Here is a 23,861-nt window from a genome sequence, read left to right on the forward strand (position 1 = left end):
GTAATTGGAAACAAAGCTTTTTTCACCTTGGACATTAAAAGGTGTCACACTCAAAAACCGCATCGTCATGTCCCCGATGTGTATGTATTCATCCTATGACCGTGATGGAAAATTACAGCCTTTCCACTTTGCACATTATATTTCCCGTGCGCAAGGTCAAGCCGGATTAATTATGGTCGAGGCAAGTGCTGTTTCACCTGAGGGAAGAATTAGTGATCAGGACCTCGGAATTTGGGGTGATGAGCACATTGAAGGGTTTGCCTCATTAAACGAACAAATCAAAGCGTACGGAACAAAAACGGCCATCCAGCTAGCCCATGCAGGACGCAAGGCTGAGCTAGATGGTGACATTCTTGCTCCATCCAGCATTCCATTTGACGAGCAATCTAAAAGACCTCTTGAGATGTCTATCGATCAAATAAAAGACACAGTTCAGGCGTTTCAAGATGCCGCTGTCCGCGCCAAGAAAGCTGGATTTGACATCATTGAGATTCATGGTGCGCATGGCTATTTGATTAACGAATTTCTCTCACCGCTTGCCAATCACCGGACAGATGAATATGGCGGTTCACCAGAAAATCGTTATCGCTTCTTGAGAGAAGTTGTTGATGCAGTCAATGAAGTGTGGGATGGACCATTATTTGTCCGTGTATCCGCTTCTGATTACACAACAAAAGGACTAGATATTGCAGATTATATTGGCATTGCCGCATGGCTGAAAGAGCAAGGAGTCGATCTAATTGATGTGAGCTCAGGCGCTGTGGTGCAAGCCAGTATTAAAACATTCCCCGGCTACCAAGTCACCTTTGCTGAGAAAATAAGAGAAGGTGCCGGCATCCAAACAGCCGCTGTTGGTATGATCACATCTGGTGTACAGGCCGAAGAAATTTTACAAAATCAGCGTGCTGACTTGATCTTTATCGGCAGAGAATTTTTACGGGATCCGTATTTCCCAAAAACAGCCGCTAAAGAGCTTCGTACATCCATCGAAAGCCCGCGCCAATACGATCGCGCTTGGTAACATCTTTAAGCAAAAAGGTGTCTATTTTTTGAAATAGGCATCTTTTTTGTTTTTAAGAGAAACATCTTTGCCTTTTGTGCCGTCTTTTAGCTAAAGAACCACTTAGAGGAGATGGAAGAATGAACTCGGCATTGATTGAAAGAACGTATCATATAGATGGACATCACTTTTATACAAGGCATCGTCAAGGAAAAAAGCAAGCCACCATTATTTTTGAAGCAGGATATGGAATTTCAGGCGATACGTGGGCGAATATCGCTCGTGATATTGACCCAGAGCTTGGTGTTTTCTTATATGACCGTTTAGGTAATGGAAAAAGCAGTGAAAGCAAAGAAGGAAGAACTTTGCATAATCTTGCGGATGATTTAGATACACTCTTACATCAAGCCAATATTCAGCCGCCATTTCTCATTGTGGCGCACTCATTTGGCTCTCTTGTCAGCCGCTTATGGGCAAGCCGCAGAAAAGAAGATGTTATCGGTATGGTCCTTCTAGACCCAGCAAGTGAGGAGCAAGAGCAGGTCATTCTGCCGCTCTTATCAAAGGAAGAACGCACTTCATATATGGCGCAGTTCACAGCAGAATGTACACATGAGGACTTTGAGCAAATGCTGCGTACGATCAAAGAGGAGCAAACGCATTATGGGATGATGCCCCTTCTTGTCATTTCATCAGGCAAAAGCCGCTTGTTTCATCCAGCACATGAAGCTTGGCTCAGGCTTCATAAACGAATGCTCACATTGTCATCCCAAAGCGGATGGATTCAGGCGCAGAACAGCTCGCACTATATTCATCACGATGAACCACATATTGTGCAGCTTGCGATTTATGATGTGTGGTGTGCAGCAAAACAGCCTGTCTCTTATTATCAAACAGCTAACTAAAAACAAAAACTCCTTGACCGGACATCAGTCAAGGAGTTTTTTCATTATACCGTTGGTGCTGATTGACTTTTCTCAGACAGCAACTTTTCAATGCTGACAAGCTGAACGCATAACGTAAAGATGTCAATCGCCTGCTCTAGTTCTTCAAGTGTTGGGAACGTTGGCGCAATACGGATGTTACGATCAAGCGGATCGTTTCCATAAGGATATGTCGCCCCTGCACCTGTTAGTGTCACACCGGCTTCTTTCGCTTTTTGCACAACAGCTTTTGCACAATGATCGAGTGTATTTAAGCTGATAAAATATCCGCCATTTGGTTTGTGCCACTCAGCGATGCCTGTTCCACCAAGCTTTTCATCAAGGATCGAAAGAACGAGGTCAAATTTCGGCTTAATAATCGCTGCATGCTTTTTCATATGTTCCTTCAATCCTTCTGGATTCTTGAAGAAACGAAGGTGTCTTAATTGATTGATTTTATCTGGCCCAATGGTTTGAACTGATAGCTGTTTTTGAATAAAGCTGACGTTGTCCTGACTAGATGCCATCAGTGCAACACCCGAGCCTGGGAACGTAATTTTAGAAGTAGAGGCGAACATAAACACACGGTTTGCATGTCCTGCTTTGTCTACTGCTTGAAAAATATCTTTTAACGTATCAGGCGTATCTGTTAGATGGTGGACTGCATAGGCATCATCCCAAAAAATACGGAAGTCGTCTGCTTTTGTCTGCATAGAAGCAAGACGGTCAACAACCTCATCTGAATACGTAATGCCGTCAGGGTTACTATATTTCGGTACACACCAAATCCCTTTGATGGCTTCATCTTCTGCAACCAATTTTTCCACCTGATCCATGTCAGGTCCATCCGACTTCATATCTACCGTAATCATCTCTATGTTAAAATGCTCACAAATGGCAAAATGACGATCATATCCTGGGCTTGGTGCAAGGAATTTTACCTTTGGAAGCTCTCCCCAAGGTATTTTGCTGCCATATACGCCGTGAGTCATAGCACGTGCAATTGTGTCATGCATCATATTCAGACTAGAATTACCGCCAATGATGATTTGTTCTGGCTTCAGATTGAGCACACTTGCAAAAAATTTCTTTGTTTCAGGAAGGCCTGTCAAGCCGCCATAGTTTCGCACATCTGTACCATCCTCAGCTGTCATTGCATCCTTTGATGTCACGACATCGAGCATGCCCATAGATAAATCGAGCTGTTTTGGTGAAGGTTTCCCTCTAGACATGTCTAAGTGTAAGTTTTTACTTTTGTACGTTTCATATTCTTTTTGTCGTGCTGCATATAGGTCATTTAATTCTGCTTCACTTAACGCTGTAAAACCGCTCATCTTTGATTGTGCCTCCCGTATTCTTCATAGTGTAATTCGTCATTTGTTTTTTCTTCACCATTTTACCACTACCTGAAAAAGAGCGTCATCATAAATATCAAAAAAATCACACAACTTTTTTTGACGATTCATCCAATTTTTACAGGGTACGGTCAATAGGAAAAGAAAAGAAATCATGTGCAGCTTCAGTCAGCGGGAATATATCGCGGGCTTCTTTGAGTAATTGTTTCAGTGACTCTTCCCCTTGGTACCGTGCACTAATATGGGTCAAAATCAGTCTTTTTGCGCCTGCTTCCTGCGCTGTTTTTGCTGCCTGTTCTGTCGTACTGTGATAATAATTATAGGCTAGTTCTGCATCTTCTTTCCCAAATGTTGCTTCATGGACTAACACATCCGCATTCTTGGCAAGCCTTGTTATATTCTCGCACAAACGGGTATCTCCTGAAAATGCAACGATTCTCCCTTTTTTAGGGGGTTCCAAATAATCGGTTCCATCAATCATTCTTCCATCTTCGAGTGTAACGGTTTCCCCATTTTTCAACTTCTGATACAAAGGTCCAGGTTTTACACCGATTTTTTTTAGGTCTTCGGCTTTTAATGCGCCTGGTACATCTTTTTCCACGACCCGATAACCGAAAGCTGGGATCCCATGAGACACTCGTCTTGCTTCTACTTGAAAGGTCTCATCTTCAAAAACGATCCCTTCCTCTATTTCTATGATATGCAGCGGATAAGTCAAATGCGTTTGTGTCGCTGAAAGTGCCGCGTTTACAAAAGCTTTAATGCCGCTTGGACCATATATCGTCAATTCATCTTCTCCGCCTTGAAAGGACCTGCTGCCAAGCAGACCCGGGAGACCATATACATGATCACCGTGCATATGCGTGATAAAGATCTTCTCAATTTTTCTTGGTTTAATCGTTGTATGTAATATTTGATGCTGCGTCGCTTCTCCGCAATCAAAAAGCCACACGGCTTTTCTCTCTTCTAAAAGCTTCAGCGCAGTGCAAGTGACGTTTCTTGTTTTTGCAGGAATGCCTGCACCTGTTCCTAAAAAGAGCAGTTCCATTACGATTTCCTCCTACAGCCGGTATACAATCTCTTCATTCATATAGAATACATGAAGACAGGATAAATGTGAATTCAGCGGAATTTTTGAAAAAAGTCAAACTCGAGCAGAAAAAGTCGAATCAAATGTTTGCTTTACGAACAATGAACCTTTAAAATAAAGAAAATGTACATACATTCTCGGTTTTTACAACAATGCTACGAATAAAGTGAGGTACTTTTCGTGAATACAGAAACTAACTATCCAAAAGCAGTCATTGTCATTTTTGGCGCAACAGGAGACCTTGCAAAACGCAAGCTCTACCCTTCTATACATAGACTTTATCATAGCGGAAAGCTTGGAGATCAATTCGCCGTTGTAGGTGTTGGACGTCGTCCTTGGTCTCATGAAGACCTAAGAGCTGTGGTAAAAGAATCGGTCTCTTCTGATGATGCAGAAGCAAAAGCAGAGGAATTTATTTCTCATTTCTATTACCATGATTTTGATGTCTCAAGCCCTGCTTCCTATCAAGCACTGAACACACTTCTTTCTGGTCTTGAAGATACATACAGTATCCCGAATAACCGGATGTTCTATTTAGCGATGGCACCAGAATTCTTCGGAACGATTGCGAAGTTTTTAAAAAGTGAAGGCGTATCAGAAACGACTGGATGGTCTCGACTTGTTATTGAAAAACCGTTTGGTCATGACCTGCCTAGTGCCAAAACATTAAATGAAGAGATCCGAGATGCATTTACAGAGGATCAAATTTATCGTATTGACCACTACCTCGGTAAACAGATGGTGCAAAACATTGAGGTGATTCGTTTTGCGAATGCGATCTTTGAACCGCTTTGGACAAACCGCTATATTTCAAACATTCAAATCACATCGAGTGAATCATTAGGTGTCGAAGACCGTGCGAGATATTACGAGAGTTCTGGTGCACTGAGAGATATGGTACAAAACCATATGCTTCAAATGGTTGCACTACTAGCCATGGAGCCACCGATTAAGCTCAATACAGAGGAAATCCGTAGCGAAAAACGGAAAGCATTGCGTGCGCTTCGTCCATTCTCGAAAGATGAAGTGGATCAATTCTTTGTCCGCGGACAGTATGATGCAGGAACGATTGATGGCAATATGGTTCCTTCCTATCTTGAAGAGCAAAATGTGGACCCAAACTCCAACACAGAAACATTCGTTGCAGGAAAACTTCTCATCGATAACTTTAGATGGGCCGGGGTACCATTTTACATTCGTACAGGAAAACGTCTAGAAAAGAAATCCACTCAAATCGTGGTGCAATTTAAAGACATTCCGATGAACCTGTACTACGGAAACGGGAATTCCATGCATCCAAACTTACTGGTGATTCACATTCAGCCAGACGAAGGCATCACCCTTCACCTGAATGCTCGCAAGCTTGATGGCGGAACGTATGCTAAACCAATTAAGCTTGACTATCAAACAAATTACAACGACATCATGAATACACCAGAAGCGTATGAAAAGCTAATTCATGACTGTTTGCTAGGTGACGCAACAAACTTTGCCCACTGGGATGAAGTAGCACTGTCTTGGAACTTTGTTGATCCAATTTCAGAAAAATGGGCTGAAACCAAAACGTTAAAACCAAATTATCCTGCTGGTTCTATGGGACCAAAAGAAGCAGATCAGCTTCTTGAAAAAGATGGATATCACTGGTGGAATATATAAAATCAACAAAAAAAGAGCAGTCTCCCGATTGAGGGGGTTCTGCTCTTTTTTTAAAGTCGTGTTTTCGTAATTTCAACCGTTGAAAAATCAAATTTATCATAGCGATGATGGCTAAAGGAATATTCAAACGGACGGCCTGTGTTTAAATAAGCCACCTGCTCCACTTCTAGCACCGGATCCGTAGGGTCACAGCCTAAATATTGCTGATCAAGCTGATCTGATTTAGCCGCTCTAATTTTTTTGTGCGCTCCTGCTACTTTTAATTGCAGTGTGTTTGTAATGTAGCTATAGATGGAACCCAATAAAACCTCTTCATCTATTCCCTTAATGACATTGACAGGCATAAAGGTTTTTTCTAATACATATGGCTCTTCTTCTACCAAACGGAGCCGAATAATGTCATAGACAGGTGTGCTTGAGTCAATGGATAAATGAGCTGCCACCTCTTCACTTGGAAAATGCACATCAAAGCGAATGATTTGGCTCGTCACGTTTTTATCTGCCATCACTTTCGTGAACCCTTTATTTTCATGACCTGATACGTTGATCGCACCTTGATTTAGTGCTGCCTTCACAATAAATGTGCCATGACCTCTTTTTCTAAAGAGCAGACCTTCCGCCACTAAAAGATCGAGCGCACGCTTCATCGTCATTCTGCTGCATTTAAATTCAGCGGCAAGCGAGTTTTCATCTGGAATGGGTTGATCTTCTGGATAATATGCTGTTCCTATTCTTTTTCTAATTTCTTCTGAAATGAGTTCGTACTTTGTCATCTCACACCACCAACTGACTTGTTTTTTCATATCCTATTATAGCGCTTTCTAGCCTTCCTCTCATTCTACACTAAGCCTAGTGCGCTTAAAAGGTTCGAGCCACTTTCATTTCACCCCTTTCATCTTTACATAAGAAAAATACTTGCCCTTTTCAAGGAAAGAGCAAGTATCTTGATTAGAAACCATTATTCTCTGAAACCGATTGAAACCAATAGCCACTTTTTTTGATGGTACGTTTCCCGTCTTCCTCAAGGTCCACTGAGACAAATCCATAGCGATTTTTATAGGCATTCGACCATGACCAATTATCCATAAACGTCCACAGATGATAGCCTTTTACATGACTTCCTTCTTGAATGGCTTGATGCACCCATTTAAGATGCTCAGAAATAAAATCAATGCGGTAATCGTCATGAATCATTCCTTCTTCATCCTGAAACCGCTCTTCTCCTTCAACACCCATTCCATTTTCAGAAATAAAGCATTCAATATTCCCATAGTCTGTCTGGACTTTTTTCAATATATCGTAAATACCCTTTTCATAGATTTCCCAGCCGCGGTACACATTCATTTTTCTGCCCGGCATTTCAAAAGAATCAAAATAATGATCTGGCATAAATGGTGCATCAGGGTGAGGCATATGTTCCTTTGCTTTCACTCTTCTTGGCTGATAATAGTTGATGCCGAGAAGGTCGATCGTGTTCTCTTGAATGAGTTCAAGGTCTCCTTCCTCCATAGCCGGCATCAATCCTTCTTTCTTTAACACGTCCACTAGCTTCTCAGGGAAATGTCCTTTCACTGCTGGATCTAGGAAGGACCGGTTAAAGAAGGCGTCAGCCATCTCAGCTGCTTCGACATCCCGCGGATTCTGGCTTCGTGGATACGAAGGAGTAAGGTTCAGGATAATGCCTATTTTCCCATCCTGCTTCATCTCTTTATAAGCCGCAATGGCCTTAGCATTTGATAAAATCTCATGAAATCCAACTTGCACTGCCTTTTGGAAATCAACTTCGTTTGGATAATGGAAGCTATACATATATCCACCCTCTACAGGGACAATCGGCTCATTATGGGTAAACCATTTTTTCACTCGGTCGCCAAATAGCTGAAAACACAATGTCGCATAGCTGACATAATCGTCTACAACCTGCCTGTTTACCCATCCTCCCGTCTCCTGCAACGCCATTGGCATATCAAAATGATACAAGTTCACAAACGGTTCAATGTCACTCGCTATCAGTTCATTGATCACATCATTGTAAAAAGCCACAGCTTCTTCATTAATAGCCCCTTTTCCCTCAGGTAAAAGGCGTGACCATGAAATAGATAGACGAAACGAGTTGTGCCCAATCTCCTTCATGAGTCGGATATCCTCTTTGTATTTACGATAAAATTGTGAGGTTACACCTGGACCGACGCCCTGAAAAAAACGATTCGGCTCTTTTTCAAACCAGTGATCCCAAATGTTCGGTCCCTTTCCATCTCCTGGATAACTGCCTTCTGTTTGCGTAGCAGAGGCAGAAGATCCCCACCAGAAACCTTCTGGAAATGTATATGATTGACTGTTAGTTTCCATCGACATGTATTGAGTCTCCTTCACCTTTGATGTTTGTTTGTTTCGTTTTTTCTGTCGTGACTATTTTTTCATTTTTCACATTCATACGATCAATAAATTTTAGGAACGGGAACCAAATGACAAACACAATCATTAAATTAAACAGCTGAAGCAGACCGCCCGCTAATGAATTTGTTGCCATGACTCCGCTAATAAAGATCGGGACTGTCCAAGGAATATTCACGCCTGTCGGAGGCGGCACAATACCTGCGGCCATCGCAAAATAAGAAATACAAGTAATCACCATTGGCGCCAAAATCCACGGAATGAGAATAAGCGGGTTCATCACAATCGGTAAACCGAAGATAATGGGTTCATTGACGTTAAATAAACCTGGTCCTAAGCCGAGCTTTGCTACTTGTTTCAATTGCTTACTTTTAAGAAAAATTAAAATCGTAAACACAACAGCTAGCGTCATACCGGTTCCACCCATACCCACTGTATAGATTTCGATAAACTGCTTGCTGATGATGTTCGGAACCTCACCTGTTTTTGTGTAGCTTTCTAGATTTTGAATGGACAATGTATTCCAAATCGGGTCCATGACAGAGTTGATAATAATTTGGCCGTGGAGCCCAAAGAACCAAAGAATTTGTATAAAGAAAATAGCGATCAAGGTCGGAATGATACCGCTTCCAAGTCCGACAAGCGGCGCCTGAATCGCATTGTAAATCAAGTCATGCATGTTGGTTTTGAACCCTTGTGTAATGATGATATTGATCAGTAAAAAAGTTGTGAGTGTCAAAGTAGCCGGGATGAGTGCAGCAAAAGACTTAGAAACAGCTGGCGGAACCCCTTGCGGCATATTGATGACAAATTTCTTTTGGACAAAATAGCGATAAATTTCAGCCGACAAAAAGCCTGTGATCATTCCAAGGAACATTCCCTTTGCGCCTAAACGATCGACTGGGATGACGCCTGCAATGGATGCACCGCCCTCTTGTTCTAGTAAAAATGGCGTAAGGAGTAGAAAAGAGGCTAAAGCGATCACACCGCCAAAGACAGCTTCCACATCATAGCTTTTCGATAAATAGTAGCCAATCCCAAATACAACAAACACACTCATAATGCTGATGGTCGCACTCGGTGCGATATTCAGTGCAGACTGAACACCTTCCAGTGCTGTTTGACTCATGATCTTATCTAAAAATGGCAAATTCATTAATACGACCATGATGGAACCAAAAATTGTTAATGGGAACGCAAGCATAAAGGCATCCCTTAATACCCCTAGATAGCGATTGTTGTTCAATCTCCCAGCAATCGGAACCAAAATCGCACTTATTTTATCAAACATTGGTTTCCCCCCTTGTTTACACCCTTTATTGTTTCAGTGATTGCAATATCGGTAAGAGCTCTCCCACAAGCTCTTTTATTGTCAGCGTTGACATGAAATGATCTTCGGCATGCATGAGCAGCAAGGAGAATGAAATCGTTTCTCCGCTTGCCTCTTGCTGTACCATCTGAAAATGGATATCATGTGCATTCCGCAAGTCATCTTCCGCTTCTTTGAGAAGGTCAGATGCTACTGTTTCATGACCTTCTCTAAATTGTTTAAGAGATTGAAGCAATTTGCTTCGTGCATTTCCGCTGTGTAAGATCAATTGAAAACTGATTTGTTCTTCCGTGAGTCCTTCGAGTGTTTTCTTTTCCATCCTTTAAGATTCCCCCATCAATGAAACCGCTTGTTCATACGCTTTTTGTCCATCTGCTAGCCCATACGCCTGCATATCGATGACCTCTACTTCAATCCCATATTTTTGAGCTTCTTTTTGAAGATCCCCTTTTAAAAAGCTCATTTGCGGTCCAATTAATACAACATCGGCATGTGCCATTTCTTTTTTCGCTTGGTCTTGTCCGACTGCCCAAATCTCTGCTTCTTCCCCTATAGACTCAGCATGTGCCTTCATCTTTGTGACTAGTAAACTCGTAGACATACCTGAACTGCATGCTAATAAAATACGTTTCATTTCTCTCACCCCATTGTTGTAATAAAAGCGCTTCCAGTTAATATTATATATTTTTATTTTTAAATGTCTAGACATTTAATTTTATATGTATGTATTTTATTTTAAAAATGACCGTATCATTATTCATAACAAGCTTTCAGAACAAAAGAGATCTCATCCAGATATGAACGAGACCCCTTTTCTTTTAAAAAATACTCTCCGAATGAACCATAAAGTAGCTTCTTCTTCAGAAGACAGTCTTTGAGAACTTTGTTAAAATAAGTGCTAATGACTTAGCTCATTCAAAAATCCATAAATCATGAGAAGTAACTGCCCCGAGATGGAAACAGATGCTATTCCCACTCAATTTGATGGATAGGTAAACGTCTTTTGCTGCTACTTTTCGAATCTATTCATATCTTTGCAATCAAAATTTGTGTAAAGCCTGTAAAAGAAACGAGCATATTTGAATAGGGCGTATAAACGGATAAAAGCGTGTGAATGTTTATACACACGCTTTTCACTAGTCTTCACATGCACATACTAGATCATAATTTGATGTTGTGTTATCCTCTGGGCCCAGCCCGTGATCATCACGATTATCCTTTTCCTGCTTGGAATCCAGGGTACTTGGTCATACCGCCGTCTACATATAACGTCAATCCTGTCACATAGCTCGCCTCTTTTGATGCAAGCCAGACAGCACATGCTGCCACTTCTTCCGGTTTTCCGATATAACCAATCGGTATCAGCTCAATGACGCCCTTTTTCAATGCTGGATCATCAAATTTTTCGGCATTGATCGGGGTATCAATTGCGCCTGGTGCAATGCTGTTTACGCGAATTTTTTTAGGGGCATATTCTAGTGCCAGCGTTTCCGTCAAAAGCTTGGCGCCTCCTTTACTTGCTGCATAATGGACAAAATGAGGCCACGGAATTTGCTGATGGACCGACGACATGTTAATAATCGATCCTTCTATCCCGTGTTCCGTCATATACTTCAGTGCATCACGGCACCCTAAAAACATACCTGTTAAATTGGTGGACATCACTTTGTTCCAGTTATCTAGCGTCATTTCAGTTGAAGGAACTTCATTTTCAATTCCTGCATTATTGATCATGACATCAAGACTGCCATATGTATCGACAGCTTGATCAATCATCGCCTTCATATCCTCTTCTTTTGATACATCCCCTTGAATTTTGACAGCCTGTCCGCCACTTTTTTGAATCTCAGCAATCGTGTCGTCCGGGTTTTCTTTATCTGAGAAATAATTGATCACTACATTGGCTTTTTCTTGTCCAAACCGGCGTGCCATCGCCTGACCTATCCCTGTACCTGCTCCTGTGATGAGAACTGTTTTTCCTTCCAAATCTGGATACATTCGCTTAAACCTCCTATTTTGTAAAACCTAGCAACACACCGCCTGCGATAATCATCAAGCAGCCTGCAATGACAAAGCTTGTTTTTGATGCTTTCTCTTTTAATAAATAAATACCGCCTAAAGTCGAGATGACAATTCCTGTTTGAGACATGGAAAAACTTACTGCTACGCCAATGAGTGGAATCGCCAAAAGAAGTCCTAGATTTCCTGTCGACCACACAAGACCAGCAATGATATTTCTGAACGTATATTTGCTAAACGGGTCTTGCTTTAGACTAATCGCTAACGATGAAAGCAGCATGCCGACAGATTGCGGAACGAGCGCAGACCAGCCATCTATATGAAACCATCTTAAAATGACGACGTATCCGACGTAGCCTACGGTTGAGATGAGCAAAATGATGATTCCCTTTTTAAAATTGCCGCCTTCGTTCCCGCCACTCTTTTTTTGACCGAGGGATGTCATGACAACGCCAGCAATAATAAATAAAATGGCACAAGAACCAATAAGTATGACCGTCATGGTCTGCCATTCTTTGAAGACGATGACACCAAATAATGTCGTGCTCACAAGCTGCATACCCGTTGATAAAGGAACAGCCTTTGACACCCCTAGAAAGGCGACACTTGATAGCTGATTCATTTGCCCAATACTCCAAAAGATCCCAGAGATAACGGAAACCGCAAAAATAAGCGGTGTCAGTTCCGGCATTTTGATCAAATAGGCGCCGATTGAAAACAAAAAAGCGCCGAGGGTAATGCCGAGTGTTTGCTGATAGGCATTCCCGCCAAGTTTGACACTGATGAGAACAATACTTCCCCAAAATATCGCTGGGAGAAGTGCATATAAAATGCCCACTTCTATCCCTACTTTCTGTTCTTTTTTACTTAGCATCCCTCTTTTTCGGATTTTTAGCCGAATAGATATAAACACAAAAAAGACCTTACCAAAGGTAAGGTCACAGCGTGTAGACAAACCCTCGCATTCGTTGTCAGTCCTGCGTGCTGGTGCTCACGAATGTCAAATTCGCTTCGCTCCAGTACTCGGCCTTCCTAGCCCGCAAAGGTTTTCTATCACGCTAAAAAGAAGACAAAGGGCTAAAATCAAGTTCATTTTAGCCCTTTGTCAACAATCTAAGACCTTACCAAGGTAAGGTCTTTTGAGGTTTTATACTTATTTCATCCATTCAGTATGGAAGACGCCTTCTTTATCTGTACGCTCATACGTATGTGCGCCGAAGTAGTCACGCTGTGCTTGAATTAAGTTAGCTGGAAGGACAGCTGTACGATAGCTATCAAAGTAAGCAAGTGCACTTGAGAATGAAGGAACAGGAACACCTTGTTCTACTGCAAGTGAAATCACTTTACGAAGTGATGATTGATAGCTTTCTACGATATCCTTGAAGTAAGGATCAAGCAATAGGTTTTTCAATTCAGGGTTACGGTCATATGCTTCTTTGATTTGCTGCAGGAAGGCTGCACGAATGATACATCCACCACGGAAGATCATCGCAATTTCACCGTATTTCAAATCCCAGTTATACTCATCAGACGCTGCTTTCATTTGCGCAAAACCTTGTGCATATGAGCAGATTTTACTCATGAAGAGAGCTTTTCTAACAGCTTCGATTAATGCTTGTTTATCTTCAGCTGATTGAGTTGGCTCAGGCCCTTGAATTAATTGACTTGCTTCCACACGCTCATCTTTCATCGCAGAAATAAAACGAGCGAAAACAGACTCCGTAATGATTGGAAGCGGGACACCTAAATCAAGTGAGCTTTGGCTTGTCCATTTTCCAGTTCCTTTTTGGCCAGCTTTATCTAAGATGACATCTACTAGCGGCTGGTTCGTTTCCTCATCCACTTTTGTGAAAATGTCAGCTGTGATTTCGATTAAGTAGCTGTCAAGTTCGCCTTTATTCCACTCTGAGAATACTTCATGAAGCTCATCTGCTGATAAACCAGCGACATGCTTCAAGATAAAGTATGATTCAGAGATCAATTGCATATCTCCGTACTCGATACCGTTATGAACCATTTTGACATAATGTCCTGCTCCATCTGGACCGATATACGTTGTACAAGGCTCACCATCTACTTTCGCAGAGATGGCTTCTAAAATTGGTTTCACTAGCTCGTGCGCTTCTTTTTGACCGCCAGGCATGATAGAAGGACCTTTAAGTGCGCCTTCTTCACCGCCAGAAACACCTGTACCAATGAAGTGAATACCACTTTCCGCAAGCTCTTGGTTACGTCTTTGTGTATCCTTGTAATATGTATTTCCACCATCAATTAAAATGTCACCTTTCTCTAGGTGAGGAAGTAATGATTGAATGGTTGCATCTGTTGCTGCGCCTGCTTTTACCATTAAAAGAATTTTACGCGGCGTTTCAAGCGATTGAACAAATTCTTCAATGCTGTATGTGCCTACAACGTTTTTCCCTTGTGATTCTTGAAGAAACTCTTCTGTTTTGCTGCTAGATCTGTTATAAACGGACACGGAGAAACCGCGGCTTTCAATATTTAGGGCAAGGTTTTTCCCCATAACGGCTAGTCCAACGACACCGATTTGTTGTTTTGACATAATTCTGACGTCCCTTCTAACACACTATATTGATTACTGCTGAAATGATGTACCCTTTGAAATTACCACAACATCACCTCTTTTATCAAGTTTTCAGGCTAGTCATTTCCTCTTTCGTCCTGAAAAAAGTCTTTATTAAAACTTGTACCACTTGTTTTGCTCTCTTTTTCCTTAATGGTCACTCCTCTTTGAATGAGTGGTTTACCGTATTTTTCTTTCAGTCCGTCTAAAAGAGATTGGAGCGGTTCGTCTTTTGCATCTTCTGTATAAGAGAATAAATCAAGCTGCTTGACGGCTGATTTTCGTTCCACAAGATCGGTCCCCGTCACGCCTAAAAGTCTTACTGGCTGGTCATTCCAATGCTTTAGGAATAGCTGCTTTGCCGCCTCAAATAGATCTTCCTTTCGATCAGTAGGATTCGTGAGTGTGACGCTCCGTGTGATATTTTTCCAGCTTGCATACCGAATCATAATGAGCAGCCGGTTTGCCATCACTTCTTTTCTTCGTAATCTGGCACTCACCGATTGCGACAGTTTCTCTATTAATGAGACGAGTTCATCTGTATCATCAGAATCGTGAGGAAGAGTGGAAGAATTGCCGACAGATTTAAATTCGTATATTCTTTCTGGATCGACAATGCCGTCATGCTCTCCGTTTGCCTTTTGCTTTAACCTCGGTCCATTGATGCCTAATAACTCTTTCAGCGCATATTCATTCGCTTTCGCTAAATCTTCAATTGTATGAATTCCGATGGTTTTCAGCTTATCTGCCGTTTTCTGTCCAACCCCATGCATGTCACCTGCAGGGAGCGGCCAGAGCATTGTCGGGACATCTCGTTTACGCAAAATGGTAATGCCCATTGGCTTTTTCCAATTAGACGCCATCTTCGCTAGAAATTTATTTGGTGCAATGCCAATACTCGAAGGAAGCATGAGCTCTTCTACTAGCCTCGTTTGAATATCATGAGCGGTTTTCACGGCATGCTCAGCATAAGGTGTATCGGTTAAATCAATATAGCCTTCGTCAATTGAAACGGGTTCAACTAAGTCACTATATTCTCTTAATATGGTAAACATTTCTTGTGAGGAGCTGCGGTACCGGTCGAAGTTGGGTGTACGCACAATCAGTCCCGGACATAGCCGCTTCGCTTCCCAGAGTGGCATCGGCGGCTTCACCCCGAGTGCTCTTGCCTCGTAGCTGCAGGTCACAACAATCCCTTTGCGCTCTTTTGCATTTCCGCTAATGGCTAAAGGTTTCCCTCTCAAAGAAGGATCATACGCCATTTCTACCGATGCATAAAAACTATTCATATCAATATGAAAAATGATTCGCCCCTTCTTTTGAGAATCAGCCATTTGCTTGCCTCCTTAGGTGATCTACTTTCCTTCACTTCACCGTAATTTCACCTGTTTGTTCCATTAGACATTTCATATGGTGTATAGTACACTGTGAGTAATGAAATGGATGTGATAATCATGATTATTGATACATTCAATGAAGTCTTTTTCCTTGTTGAATTCTTTACGATTATTCTTCCAGCGCTGACCGCCATCGGTATTGCCTTCTTATTAAAAGACTGCCGAATGAACGAGCACCTCGGAGGACATCGTTTAGAAGAGTTGGATGCATCTTGTTTGAATCGAACAGACTTTCTGTTTATCATATATGATCGCATTACAACTTGGATTAGTAAAGTCATTCGAATGAAAAGATCATCAAATGATGATGAAGACCATTCGCTTCCTCTCTCTTATTAGATTTTATTATTGAGGAGGAAACGAATTGAAACGTTTATTGACTATTTGTACGACTTTATTTTTGATGATGGTAGCGTCACCGGCATTTGCTGCAAGTGCGCAAACAAATACAAGCTCTGATGGGTTTTTCCATCATTATTTTGTTCAGCCTTTTTCTGAGTTGATTATCTGGCTTGCGAACTTTTTCCATGATGACTACGGTTTATCTATTATGTTCGTGACATTGATTGTCCGGTTGCTTATTTTCCCGCTTTTTGCAAACCAATTTAAAAAGCAGAGAGTGATGCAAGAGAAAATGGCACTCGTTAAGCCTCAGATTGACCAAATACAAAGCAAATTGAAAAAAACGAAAGAACCTGAAAAACAAAAAGAACTGCAAATGGAAATGATGAAAGTATATAAAGACAACAATGTGAACCCGCTGGCAATGGGCTGTCTGCCGATGCTGATTCAAATCCCAATTGTTCTTGGCTTTTACTCGGCAATCCGCTCAACACCTGAGATTGCGACGCATTCGTTCTTATGGTTTAACTTAGGACAAACTGATCTTTTGGTGGCGATCTTTGCAGGGGCCATGTATTTCTTGCAATTTTACGTCACACAAAAATTCGCAAAGCAATCAGGTACCCAAACAGAAGCTGCACTGAAACAAGCAAAAATCATGGGCATGATTTTCCCAGTCATGATGCTGTTTCTATCAATTAATGCTCCCGCTGCACTTCCTTTATATTGGATGACAAGTGGACTTTTACTCACCATTCAAACGATTATTTTAAATGTGATGTACCAAAAATCAAAAACAAAAGCTGCGGCAAACGATTCAATTAACCCAGCAGCTGAATAAATGATAGCCCCCTTACCCGAACATGATAAGGGGGCTTTATTTATCTTCTGTAGAGCGCAACAAATAAAAGATGCGTGAGCTCCGGCACGCAAAATGGCCCCTTATCCATGGATAAGGGGCCTTTGTTTATGCCAATTCCTCTTTCAATCGCTCAGGCAATTGATCAAGATTCTCGATTTTCCCAAGAAACTTATTAGGGTCCACTTGTAAAATCATCTTGTTCTCTCTCTCAACGACGCCGAAGAAATATTCAGATGCTTTTGTGTTCATATGAAATGGCTTGATCTCACTTAGCTCGATATCAATGATATCTTTTGCATCAGAAACAAGGCAGCCAATCATTTGATCGTTTAATTCAAATAGTAGAACCTTAGACTGTTCGGTTACATCCAGAGGTTTTCCGTGCAGCATGACACCTGTGTCACTGACTGGAATGACCTCTCCTCTTAACGACATGAGTCCTTTAATCTCTTTTGGAAGGTTCGATACTTCTTGTAAATAAGGGACCTTCTCAATTGAGCGTATATGTTCTACGCTGATACCAAAATCCTCTTGTCCCACCTGGAAAATAATGATCTTTTGCGTGCTCACAGAGTCTCCTGCCTTTACGATGGATTTGTCGTTTCTTCGATAATGGCGAGAACCATTTCAGCTGTCTTGACTAATTCTTCAATCGGCATTTTCTCATTTTTCGTATGAATATCTTCATATCCAACAGCTAGGTTGACGGTCGGGATGCCGTTTCCAGCAATGACGTTTGCATCACTGCCTCCCCCGCTTGTCTGTAGTTCTGAAGGACGGCCAATTTTCGCAGCCGCTTTTTTCGCCACTTCAACGACTTGATCGCCGTGTGAGAATTTAAAGCCTGGATACATGATGTCAATTTGTACATCGGCACTTCCGCCCATTTCTTTAGCGGTTTTTTCAAAGGCTTCTTTCATTTTCGCTACTTGCGCTTCCATTTTTGCCGGTTCTAAAGAACGTGCCTCTGCCAAAATATCCACTTGATCACAGACAATATTCGTTTGTGTTCCGCCTTCAAAGCGGCCGATATTCGCCGTTGTTTCTTCATCAATGCGGCCAAGCGGCATGCTCGCGATCGCTTTTGATGCAATCGTAATCGCAGAGACGCCTTTTTCAGGTGCCACACCTGCGTGAGCTGTTTTTCCGTAAATGGTTGCACGTACTTTCGCCTGTGTTGGCGCAGCCACGATAATGGTACCGACCTTGCCATCTGAATCAAGGGCATAACCATATTTTGCTGTCATCAGTTTCGGATCTAACGCTTTTGCTCCTACAAGTCCTGATTCTTCACCAGCTGTAATGACAAATTCAATCTTGCCATGCGGTACATTTTTCTCTTTTAGGACACGGATCGCTTCAAACATCGCGGCAAGCCCTGTTTTATCGTCAGCACCAAGAATGGTTGTGCCATCTGTCTTGACATAGCCGTCTTCAATGACTGGCTTAACACCATTACCTGGTACAACTGTATCCATATGAGAAGTAAAATAAATCGTATCTGCCTCTTGATTCCCTTCAAGTGTGCAAATAAGATTGCCTGCTCCATGGCCGGTTGTCTCTTTTGAATCATCTTCAACTACATTAAGCCCTAAACCAGTAAATTTCTCTTTTAGGACTTCAACAATTTTTTCTTCATGTTTCGTTTCTGAATCGATTTGAACAAGTTCTAAAAATTCGTCTAATAAGCGTTTCTCATTGATCATGATGATGTTCCTCCTCTTATAGCGGCATGTTTCCATGCTTTTTTAACGGTCTATCTTCTACCTTACTGCGAAGCAGGTCAAATGAGCGAATGAGCCGCTCTCTCGTTTCATCTGGCATTAAAATATCGTCGATTAATCCTAATTGTGCTGCCTTCATGACACTAGGTTCATTGTCCACCTCACGCAAAGCAGGATGAACAATTTCGTCTGCAAACGATTTTCCCATGACATCAATTTCTGCCTCTGGCCATGCATACACAAAGTCAGCACCTAAGCCCTTACTATTCATCGCAACGTATGCACCGCCAAACGCCTTTCGCAAAATCACAGTGATCTTTGGAACGGTCGCCTCAGCGTACGCATACAGAAGCTTTGCGCCGTGGCGGATAATGCCTGCATGCTCAGCTTTCTCACCTGGCAAAAAACCAGGAACGTCCACAAGGGTTAAAATGGGAATATGAAATGCATCGCAAAATCGAATAAACCGAGCCGCTTTATCAGCAGCATCGAGGTCAAGGCTTCCTGCCAGCACCTTAGGCTGATTGGCTACAAGACCAATGGAAGACCCTTGTAATCTGGCAAAACCTGTGACGATATTTTTGGAGAAACAACGCTGCGTTTCAAAAAATGAGCCGTGGTCGGTGATCGCTGTCACCACTTGTTTGACATCATAAGTACGTGATGGCTCCTTCGGCAAGATGTTCCCAAGATCGCTCGCATCATGCTTTTGCACCTTACGATGAATGACAGGCCGTCGTTTCGTTGGTATGTACGTTAAAAGCGTTCGAACTGCTTTTAACACGTCTCTCTCATCTTTCCCTGTATAGTGCACATTCCCGCTTGTTTGATGCTGAACTGCTGCACCTCCAAGCCGGTCAGGACAGACCGTCTCTCCTGTTGCTTTTTCTATCACTTTCGGACCAGTTAAAAACATATGAGCTGTTTGCTCCGTCATGAATACAAAATCCGTCAATGCAGGTGAATATACTGCACCTCCCGCACAGGAGCCTAAAATAACGGATATTTGCGGAATTTGACCAGAGTACAGCACATTCCGTTTAAAAATCTGACCGTATCCCTCTAATGATACCACACCCTCTTGAATTCTCGCACCACCTGAGTCTTTTAGACCGATAACAGGCATTTGATTTTTAGCAGCCAAATCCATTAAAGCCGCTATTTTTTTCGCATGCATGTCCCCTAGCGAACCCCCGTACACGGTCGCATCTTGTGCATATACGCCTACTTGTCTCCCATGAATCAGTCCCGTCCCAGTGACAACGCCATCCCCTAAATGTTCTGAGCGGTAGCCTTTAGCAAATGACTGAATTTCCATAAAGCTGCCTTCATCAAGAAGTTCATGAAGCCGCTGCCGAACAGTCAGCTTTCCTTTGTTTCGGTGAGCCGCTGCTCGTTTTTCACCGCCGCCCCATAAAGCTTTCTGGCGCCATTCAGACAAGTCATTGAACGATTCATGCATCTTCCTGTTTCTCTCCTTTCAAAGGCTCACACAATTCAATTAGCACACCTGACGTTTCTTTTGGTGAAATAAACGCAATGCGCTTTCCGTTCGCACCATTTTGTGCGCCCTTTTGAATGAGCTGTACACCGAGCTCGTCAAGTTGACTGAGATCAGCCTGAATGTCACCTGACTTTAATGCAATATGATGAAGCCCCTCTCCTCTTTTTATTAAAAAGGTATGTAATGTGCTGTGATCCGACATCGGTTCAATCAACTCAATGTGCAGATCACCTAGGGAAGTAAAAGATACTTTGACCCCTTGATTCGGAAGTACTTCTATGTCTGAAAATTCCCAGTTAAACAGCTCGGAGAATGTACGTGCTGTTTTTTGAATAGAAAAAACGGCAATGGCTATATGATCGATTTGATTCATCCGTTCACTTCCTTTGTACATCACTTGTCGCCTGCGTAAAAACGAGCTAGAATAAAGAAAGGTGCGCTCGTCGCAAAAACATTTGATTATAGGGGTGCGATATGTCTCAGAAATTCATGAAATTTATGGTATTGCTCATGATTAGCTTACTGTTAATTTCTTCACTTTTAGCAGGAGCGGCAGCCTTTTTATAAAGTGTTGATAAAAAGCAGACAAGCAGGTGATTCGTTTATTTAACGAATGGCCTGTTTGTCTTTGGCCAGCTTTTCAAATGCATCGCTTGATGTCGTGATCCATACCTTTGTACCAACTGGAAGCTGATCAAATAGCCGTTCTACATCTTGATTATGAAGCCGTACACAGCCTGCCGTAATAAATTTCCCTATCGATGTCTCATCACTTGTTCCATGAATGCCATAGGTTCTCCCGTCGGTTCCTCGCGCATCAAATCCAATCCACCTTCGGCCGAGTGGGTTATTCTTCGCGCCGCCTTCAATATTTTTTCTTCTGTAATAAGGATCTTTCGCTTTGATCATAATCGTAAATTCACCTTCTGGCGTTAAATCAGCTGTTTTGCCAGTAGAAGCCGGGTAGACTTTTTGAATTTTCCCATGATCAATATACGCAAGCTCATTCGTTTGTTTATTAATAATGACATACGGGTCACCTGGAAGCGGGTTTTGCCCGAGCGGCCAGATGGGTGAAAGGGACATGGTCAGCACAGTATAAAATAAAAGACGCATAGGCTCCTCCTTTTTCATTAGATTGACCAATGAAGGAGGAACTCATGCGTCTTTATTCTTTCATCCCTTTAAAATAGCTTTTCAGTACCAAATATTGTTCCATTTCCCCGAGAAAATGAAAGAGTGCGGCTCTAGCCTCAAATTCTTCACGTGTTTGCGGAAGCGGCAGTGCATCGAACTCTTCTTTCATATCAATCAGGCGTCTTAAGAACTTATGCGCCGTGTTCCCTGGGTGAATATGTTCTCGTAAATCTCTAATATATTCTGCAATGATTTGCCCATGCTCCGTTGTAACAGAAATGGACGTAATTTTCGGAAGCACCCGCTCAATGATTTCAAATTGCTTTTGTCTCATGTTGAAATAATGATAATACAGATTTTCATGTCTTAAGACATGATTTTCAACATCACGGTATGCAAGAGCTTTCGCTTCTTTAATCAATTGATGCGTCTCCGGAATTTCTTTTCCTGTCCAGTCTTGTTTTCCGGTCATTAAATATTGCTCGATTTCTTCAAAGATTTTCGCAAAATTCGCTTCAATTTGTTCACTGTATTGTTTCAGCTTTTTATCAACGCTAGGCATATACAGGTTCATAATGAGTGCGACCCCTACACCAATGGTGATGAGTAAAAGCTCATTCCAGATGAGATGAAGCGTAATGCCTCCAGACATATACAAATGAAGGATAATCACTGAACTTGTGACAATCCCTTCTTTAATCCGAAGCAAGACCGTTGTTGGAATAAAGACGAGCAGCATCAGTCCAATGACGAAAGGATGATACCCAATTAGATCAAAAAACAAATAAGAAAATAAGATGGCAAGACTGCATGCGGCAAAGCGGGCCCCAGATGCGAGGAGTGACCTTTTTTTCGTCACCTGAATACAAAGGATCGTAATAATGCCGGCAGCTGAATAGTTTTGCAGACCGAGCATTTGTGCAATATAAATGGCTAGAGCTGTTCCTAATGCTGTTTTCAGCGTTCGGTAGCCGATTTTAAACATGATGTGATTCACTCTTTTCTGTCTACTTTTGTGAAATGATGAACTTTTTTTACTTTCCCCATTATAATCAAAAAAAGAAGGAGATGTTAAGTCTCCCCCTCGTTTTTTCATTATAATATTTTTTGCAAGAAATCTTGAGCACGCTGTGAAGACGGAGATTCAAAGAATTCTACAGGATTTGCATCCTCTACAATTTTCCCATCATCCATAAAGATCACACGGTCTGCTACTTCTTTTGCAAAGCCCATTTCATGTGTGACGATCATCAGCGTCATCCCAGATTGAGCGAGCTCTTTCATGACCTCTAATACTTCCTTTACCATTTCTGGATCAAGAGCAGACGTCGGCTCGTCAAAAAGCATGATGTCTGGTGTCATCGCAAGGGCACGTGCAATGGCGACACGCTGCTTTTGACCACCTGACAGCCGGTTCGGATAATCATCTTTTTTCTCTAAAAGTCCGACCTTTTTTAAAAGATCCTCTGCCTGCTTGATGCTGTCTTCCTTCGATTGGTTCTTCACATTCATTGGCGCATACGTAATATTTTCTAGCACTGTTTTGTGCGGGAATAAGTGAAAATGTTGAAACACCATACCAATATTTTCGCGCACTTTTAGTGCATTTGTTTTTGGATTGGTAATTTCCGTCCCCTGAATCGTAATCACTCCAGAAGTCGGTTTTTCAAGTAAGTTAATACAGCGAAGAAATGTTGATTTTCCTGAACCAGACGGCCCGATGACAGCTACCACTTCGCCTTCTTTAATCGTGGTATCAATCCCTTTCAACACTTCATTTTTACCGAAAGATTTTGTGAGTTTCTCTATTTTAATCATTTGATTTTAACTTCCTTTCCACCGATTTGCCGACGAAGGTAAGAATAAGCACGATGACATAATAGATGAGACCCGCAAAAATAAGCGGTTCAAGATAGTTATAGGTGACGGCACCTGCTTGATAGGCTCGTCTCATGACATCGCCCAGTCCAATGACTGTGACAATCGCGGATTCTTTTGTCAGTGTAATCGTTTCGTTCACTAGTGCTGGGGAAATATTTTTGAATGCTTGCGGAAGCAATAAGTCCTTCATCATTTTAGCATACGGGATACCTAAAGCAACGGCTGCTTCTTTTTGCCCTTTATCAATAGCATTGATTCCTGCACGAATGATCTCAGAAACGTACGCCGCCGAGTTTAGTGAAAAGGCGGCTACAGCAGCCCAGTATTGATCAATTTGAAAGCCGAGCAGCTGGGGAAGACCAAAATAAATAATCAAAAGCTGAAGCACAAGCGGTGTGCCTCGGAAGATTGACGTATAAAAATCGGCAAGCCAGATAAGCGGCTTAAATACACTAATTTTACAGAGCGTTAATAAGATCCCTAAAATAAAACCAAGGAACAGTGATACCACAACAATAGAAAGCGTTACTTTAAGACCTTCTAAAATAAAGGGCATCTGAGGTATTACATCTTTAAAATCCATCACGATATTCTCCTTTTTTCCTTCAGATAAAATCAAAGAATAAACAGGAAAAAAGTTCAACACATGTTGAACTTTTCAGC

25 protein-coding genes are annotated in these 23,861 nt (G+C 41.9%); 6 read left to right on the forward strand and 19 right to left on the reverse strand.

Annotated features, from left to right (window positions below):
- Positions 1–4 precede the first annotated feature (4 nt).
- Together namA and MHH31_RS10940 are read left to right on the forward strand one after the other, a co-directional pair.
- Positions 5–1,021, forward strand: a complete 1,017-nt coding sequence (gene namA / locus MHH31_RS10935; RefSeq protein ID WP_342461780.1) for an NADPH dehydrogenase NamA — start codon at positions 5–7, stop codon at positions 1,019–1,021.
- Between the two features lie 119 nt (positions 1,022–1,140).
- A complete protein-coding gene (locus MHH31_RS10940; protein WP_342461781.1) occupies positions 1,141–1,905 on the forward strand; it encodes an alpha/beta hydrolase in 765 nt (254 codons plus the stop codon).
- A 44-nt stretch (positions 1,906–1,949) separates the two neighbouring features.
- Here the strand turns inward: MHH31_RS10940 and MHH31_RS10945 are convergent, their stop codons facing one another.
- Both MHH31_RS10945 and rnz read right to left on the reverse strand, forming a co-directional pair.
- Positions 1,950–3,257 (reverse strand): aminotransferase class I/II-fold pyridoxal phosphate-dependent enzyme, encoded by a 1,308-nt coding sequence (locus MHH31_RS10945; protein WP_342461782.1) that lies wholly within the window; start codon positions 3,255–3,257, stop codon positions 1,950–1,952.
- Between the two features lie 139 nt (positions 3,258–3,396).
- Entirely contained in the window at positions 3,397–4,326 is a 930-nt protein-coding gene (gene rnz, locus MHH31_RS10950) for a ribonuclease Z (RefSeq protein ID WP_047945440.1), read from the reverse strand.
- 222 nt (positions 4,327–4,548) lie between these two features.
- Here rnz and zwf point away from each other — a divergent pair, with 222 nt between their 5' ends.
- Positions 4,549–6,024: a glucose-6-phosphate dehydrogenase gene (gene zwf, locus MHH31_RS10955; RefSeq protein WP_008342269.1), complete on the forward strand. Its 1,476-nt coding sequence runs from the start codon at positions 4,549–4,551 to the stop codon at positions 6,022–6,024.
- Between the two features lie 50 nt (positions 6,025–6,074).
- Here the strand turns inward: zwf and MHH31_RS10960 are convergent, their stop codons facing one another.
- From MHH31_RS10960 to MHH31_RS11000, 9 genes are all read right to left on the reverse strand, one after another.
- Positions 6,075–6,797, reverse strand: coding sequence for a GntR family transcriptional regulator (locus MHH31_RS10960; RefSeq protein WP_008342268.1), 723 nt, complete (start codon positions 6,795–6,797; stop codon positions 6,075–6,077).
- 175 nt (positions 6,798–6,972) lie between these two features.
- Positions 6,973–8,379 (reverse strand): glycoside hydrolase family 1 protein, encoded by a 1,407-nt coding sequence (locus MHH31_RS10965; protein ID WP_144668112.1) that lies wholly within the window; start codon positions 8,377–8,379, stop codon positions 6,973–6,975.
- The gene (celB, locus tag MHH31_RS10970; protein ID WP_007501108.1) at positions 8,363–9,709 is read right to left on the reverse strand and encodes a PTS cellobiose transporter subunit IIC; all 1,347 of its coding nucleotides are present in this window, start codon (positions 9,707–9,709) and stop codon (positions 8,363–8,365) included. Before celB ends, MHH31_RS10965 begins: the two co-directional genes overlap by 17 nt.
- A 25-nt stretch (positions 9,710–9,734) precedes the next feature.
- Positions 9,735–10,067 carry a PTS lactose/cellobiose transporter subunit IIA gene (locus MHH31_RS10975; protein WP_342461783.1) on the reverse strand — a complete coding sequence of 111 codons (333 nt, stop codon included), beginning with the start codon at positions 10,065–10,067 and terminating at the stop codon, positions 9,735–9,737.
- Positions 10,068–10,070: 3 nt separating this feature from the next.
- Complete coding sequence (locus tag MHH31_RS10980; RefSeq protein WP_017367558.1) at positions 10,071–10,382, reverse strand: PTS sugar transporter subunit IIB; 312 nt, start codon at positions 10,380–10,382, stop codon at positions 10,071–10,073.
- 578 nt (positions 10,383–10,960) lie between these two features.
- Positions 10,961–11,746: an SDR family oxidoreductase gene (locus MHH31_RS10985; RefSeq protein ID WP_008342255.1), complete on the reverse strand. Its 786-nt coding sequence runs from the start codon at positions 11,744–11,746 to the stop codon at positions 10,961–10,963.
- Between the two features lie 13 nt (positions 11,747–11,759).
- Positions 11,760–12,605, reverse strand: coding sequence for a GRP family sugar transporter (locus tag MHH31_RS10990; protein WP_024718904.1), 846 nt, complete (start codon positions 12,603–12,605; stop codon positions 11,760–11,762).
- A gap of 315 nt (positions 12,606–12,920) precedes the next feature.
- Positions 12,921–14,330, reverse strand: a complete 1,410-nt coding sequence (gndA, locus tag MHH31_RS10995; RefSeq protein ID WP_099496597.1) for an NADP-dependent phosphogluconate dehydrogenase — start codon at positions 14,328–14,330, stop codon at positions 12,921–12,923.
- 98 nt (positions 14,331–14,428) lie between these two features.
- The gene (locus MHH31_RS11000) at positions 14,429–15,685 is read right to left on the reverse strand and encodes a DNA polymerase IV (protein WP_007501120.1); all 1,257 of its coding nucleotides are present in this window, start codon (positions 15,683–15,685) and stop codon (positions 14,429–14,431) included.
- A gap of 120 nt (positions 15,686–15,805) precedes the next feature.
- Between MHH31_RS11000 and MHH31_RS11005 the strand changes: the two genes are divergently transcribed.
- Together MHH31_RS11005 and MHH31_RS11010 are read left to right on the forward strand one after the other, a co-directional pair.
- Complete coding sequence (locus tag MHH31_RS11005; RefSeq protein WP_008342247.1) at positions 15,806–16,087, forward strand: hypothetical protein; 282 nt, start codon at positions 15,806–15,808, stop codon at positions 16,085–16,087.
- A 25-nt stretch (positions 16,088–16,112) separates the two neighbouring features.
- Positions 16,113–16,931, forward strand: coding sequence for a membrane protein insertase YidC (locus MHH31_RS11010; RefSeq protein WP_007501121.1), 819 nt, complete (start codon positions 16,113–16,115; stop codon positions 16,929–16,931).
- Positions 16,932–17,057: 126 nt separating this feature from the next.
- Here the strand turns inward: MHH31_RS11010 and MHH31_RS11015 are convergent, their stop codons facing one another.
- From MHH31_RS11015 to mce, 4 genes are read right to left on the reverse strand one after another with little or no spacing between them, the layout of a single operon-like run.
- Positions 17,058–17,522: a chemotaxis protein CheW gene (locus MHH31_RS11015; RefSeq protein WP_249855931.1), complete on the reverse strand. Its 465-nt coding sequence runs from the start codon at positions 17,520–17,522 to the stop codon at positions 17,058–17,060.
- A 14-nt stretch (positions 17,523–17,536) separates the two neighbouring features.
- A complete protein-coding gene (locus MHH31_RS11020; protein ID WP_035390776.1) occupies positions 17,537–18,658 on the reverse strand; it encodes a tripeptidase T in 1,122 nt (373 codons plus the stop codon).
- 16 nt (positions 18,659–18,674) lie between these two features.
- Positions 18,675–20,138 carry an acyl-CoA carboxylase subunit beta gene (locus MHH31_RS11025; RefSeq protein ID WP_342494806.1) on the reverse strand — a complete coding sequence of 488 codons (1,464 nt, stop codon included), beginning with the start codon at positions 20,136–20,138 and terminating at the stop codon, positions 18,675–18,677.
- The gene (gene mce, locus MHH31_RS11030) at positions 20,131–20,553 is read right to left on the reverse strand and encodes a methylmalonyl-CoA epimerase (RefSeq protein ID WP_144679368.1); all 423 of its coding nucleotides are present in this window, start codon (positions 20,551–20,553) and stop codon (positions 20,131–20,133) included. The genes MHH31_RS11025 and mce overlap by 8 nt, the downstream gene beginning before the upstream one ends.
- Before the next feature lie 101 nt (positions 20,554–20,654).
- Here mce and prli42 point away from each other — a divergent pair, with 101 nt between their 5' ends.
- Positions 20,655–20,747: a stressosome-associated protein Prli42 gene (prli42, locus tag MHH31_RS11035; RefSeq protein WP_017357951.1), complete on the forward strand. Its 93-nt coding sequence runs from the start codon at positions 20,655–20,657 to the stop codon at positions 20,745–20,747.
- Between the two features lie 39 nt (positions 20,748–20,786).
- On the opposite strand, the gene MHH31_RS11040 is transcribed toward prli42, so the two are convergent.
- From MHH31_RS11040 to MHH31_RS11055, 4 genes are all read right to left on the reverse strand, one after another.
- Positions 20,787–21,296 carry a L,D-transpeptidase gene (locus MHH31_RS11040; RefSeq protein WP_008342241.1) on the reverse strand — a complete coding sequence of 170 codons (510 nt, stop codon included), beginning with the start codon at positions 21,294–21,296 and terminating at the stop codon, positions 20,787–20,789.
- Between the two features lie 52 nt (positions 21,297–21,348).
- The gene (locus tag MHH31_RS11045; RefSeq protein ID WP_007501130.1) at positions 21,349–22,302 is read right to left on the reverse strand and encodes an aromatic acid exporter family protein; all 954 of its coding nucleotides are present in this window, start codon (positions 22,300–22,302) and stop codon (positions 21,349–21,351) included.
- 110 nt (positions 22,303–22,412) lie between these two features.
- Positions 22,413–23,135, reverse strand: a complete 723-nt coding sequence (locus tag MHH31_RS11050; protein WP_008342240.1) for an amino acid ABC transporter ATP-binding protein — start codon at positions 23,133–23,135, stop codon at positions 22,413–22,415.
- A complete protein-coding gene (locus MHH31_RS11055) occupies positions 23,128–23,787 on the reverse strand; it encodes an amino acid ABC transporter permease (RefSeq protein ID WP_342495495.1) in 660 nt (219 codons plus the stop codon). The genes MHH31_RS11050 and MHH31_RS11055 overlap by 8 nt, the downstream gene beginning before the upstream one ends.
- Positions 23,788–23,861 lie beyond the last annotated feature (74 nt).

Source organism: Bacillus sp. FSL K6-1033 (assembly GCF_038630765.1).
GTDB lineage: Bacteria > Bacillota > Bacilli > Bacillales > Bacillaceae > Bacillus > Bacillus altitudinis.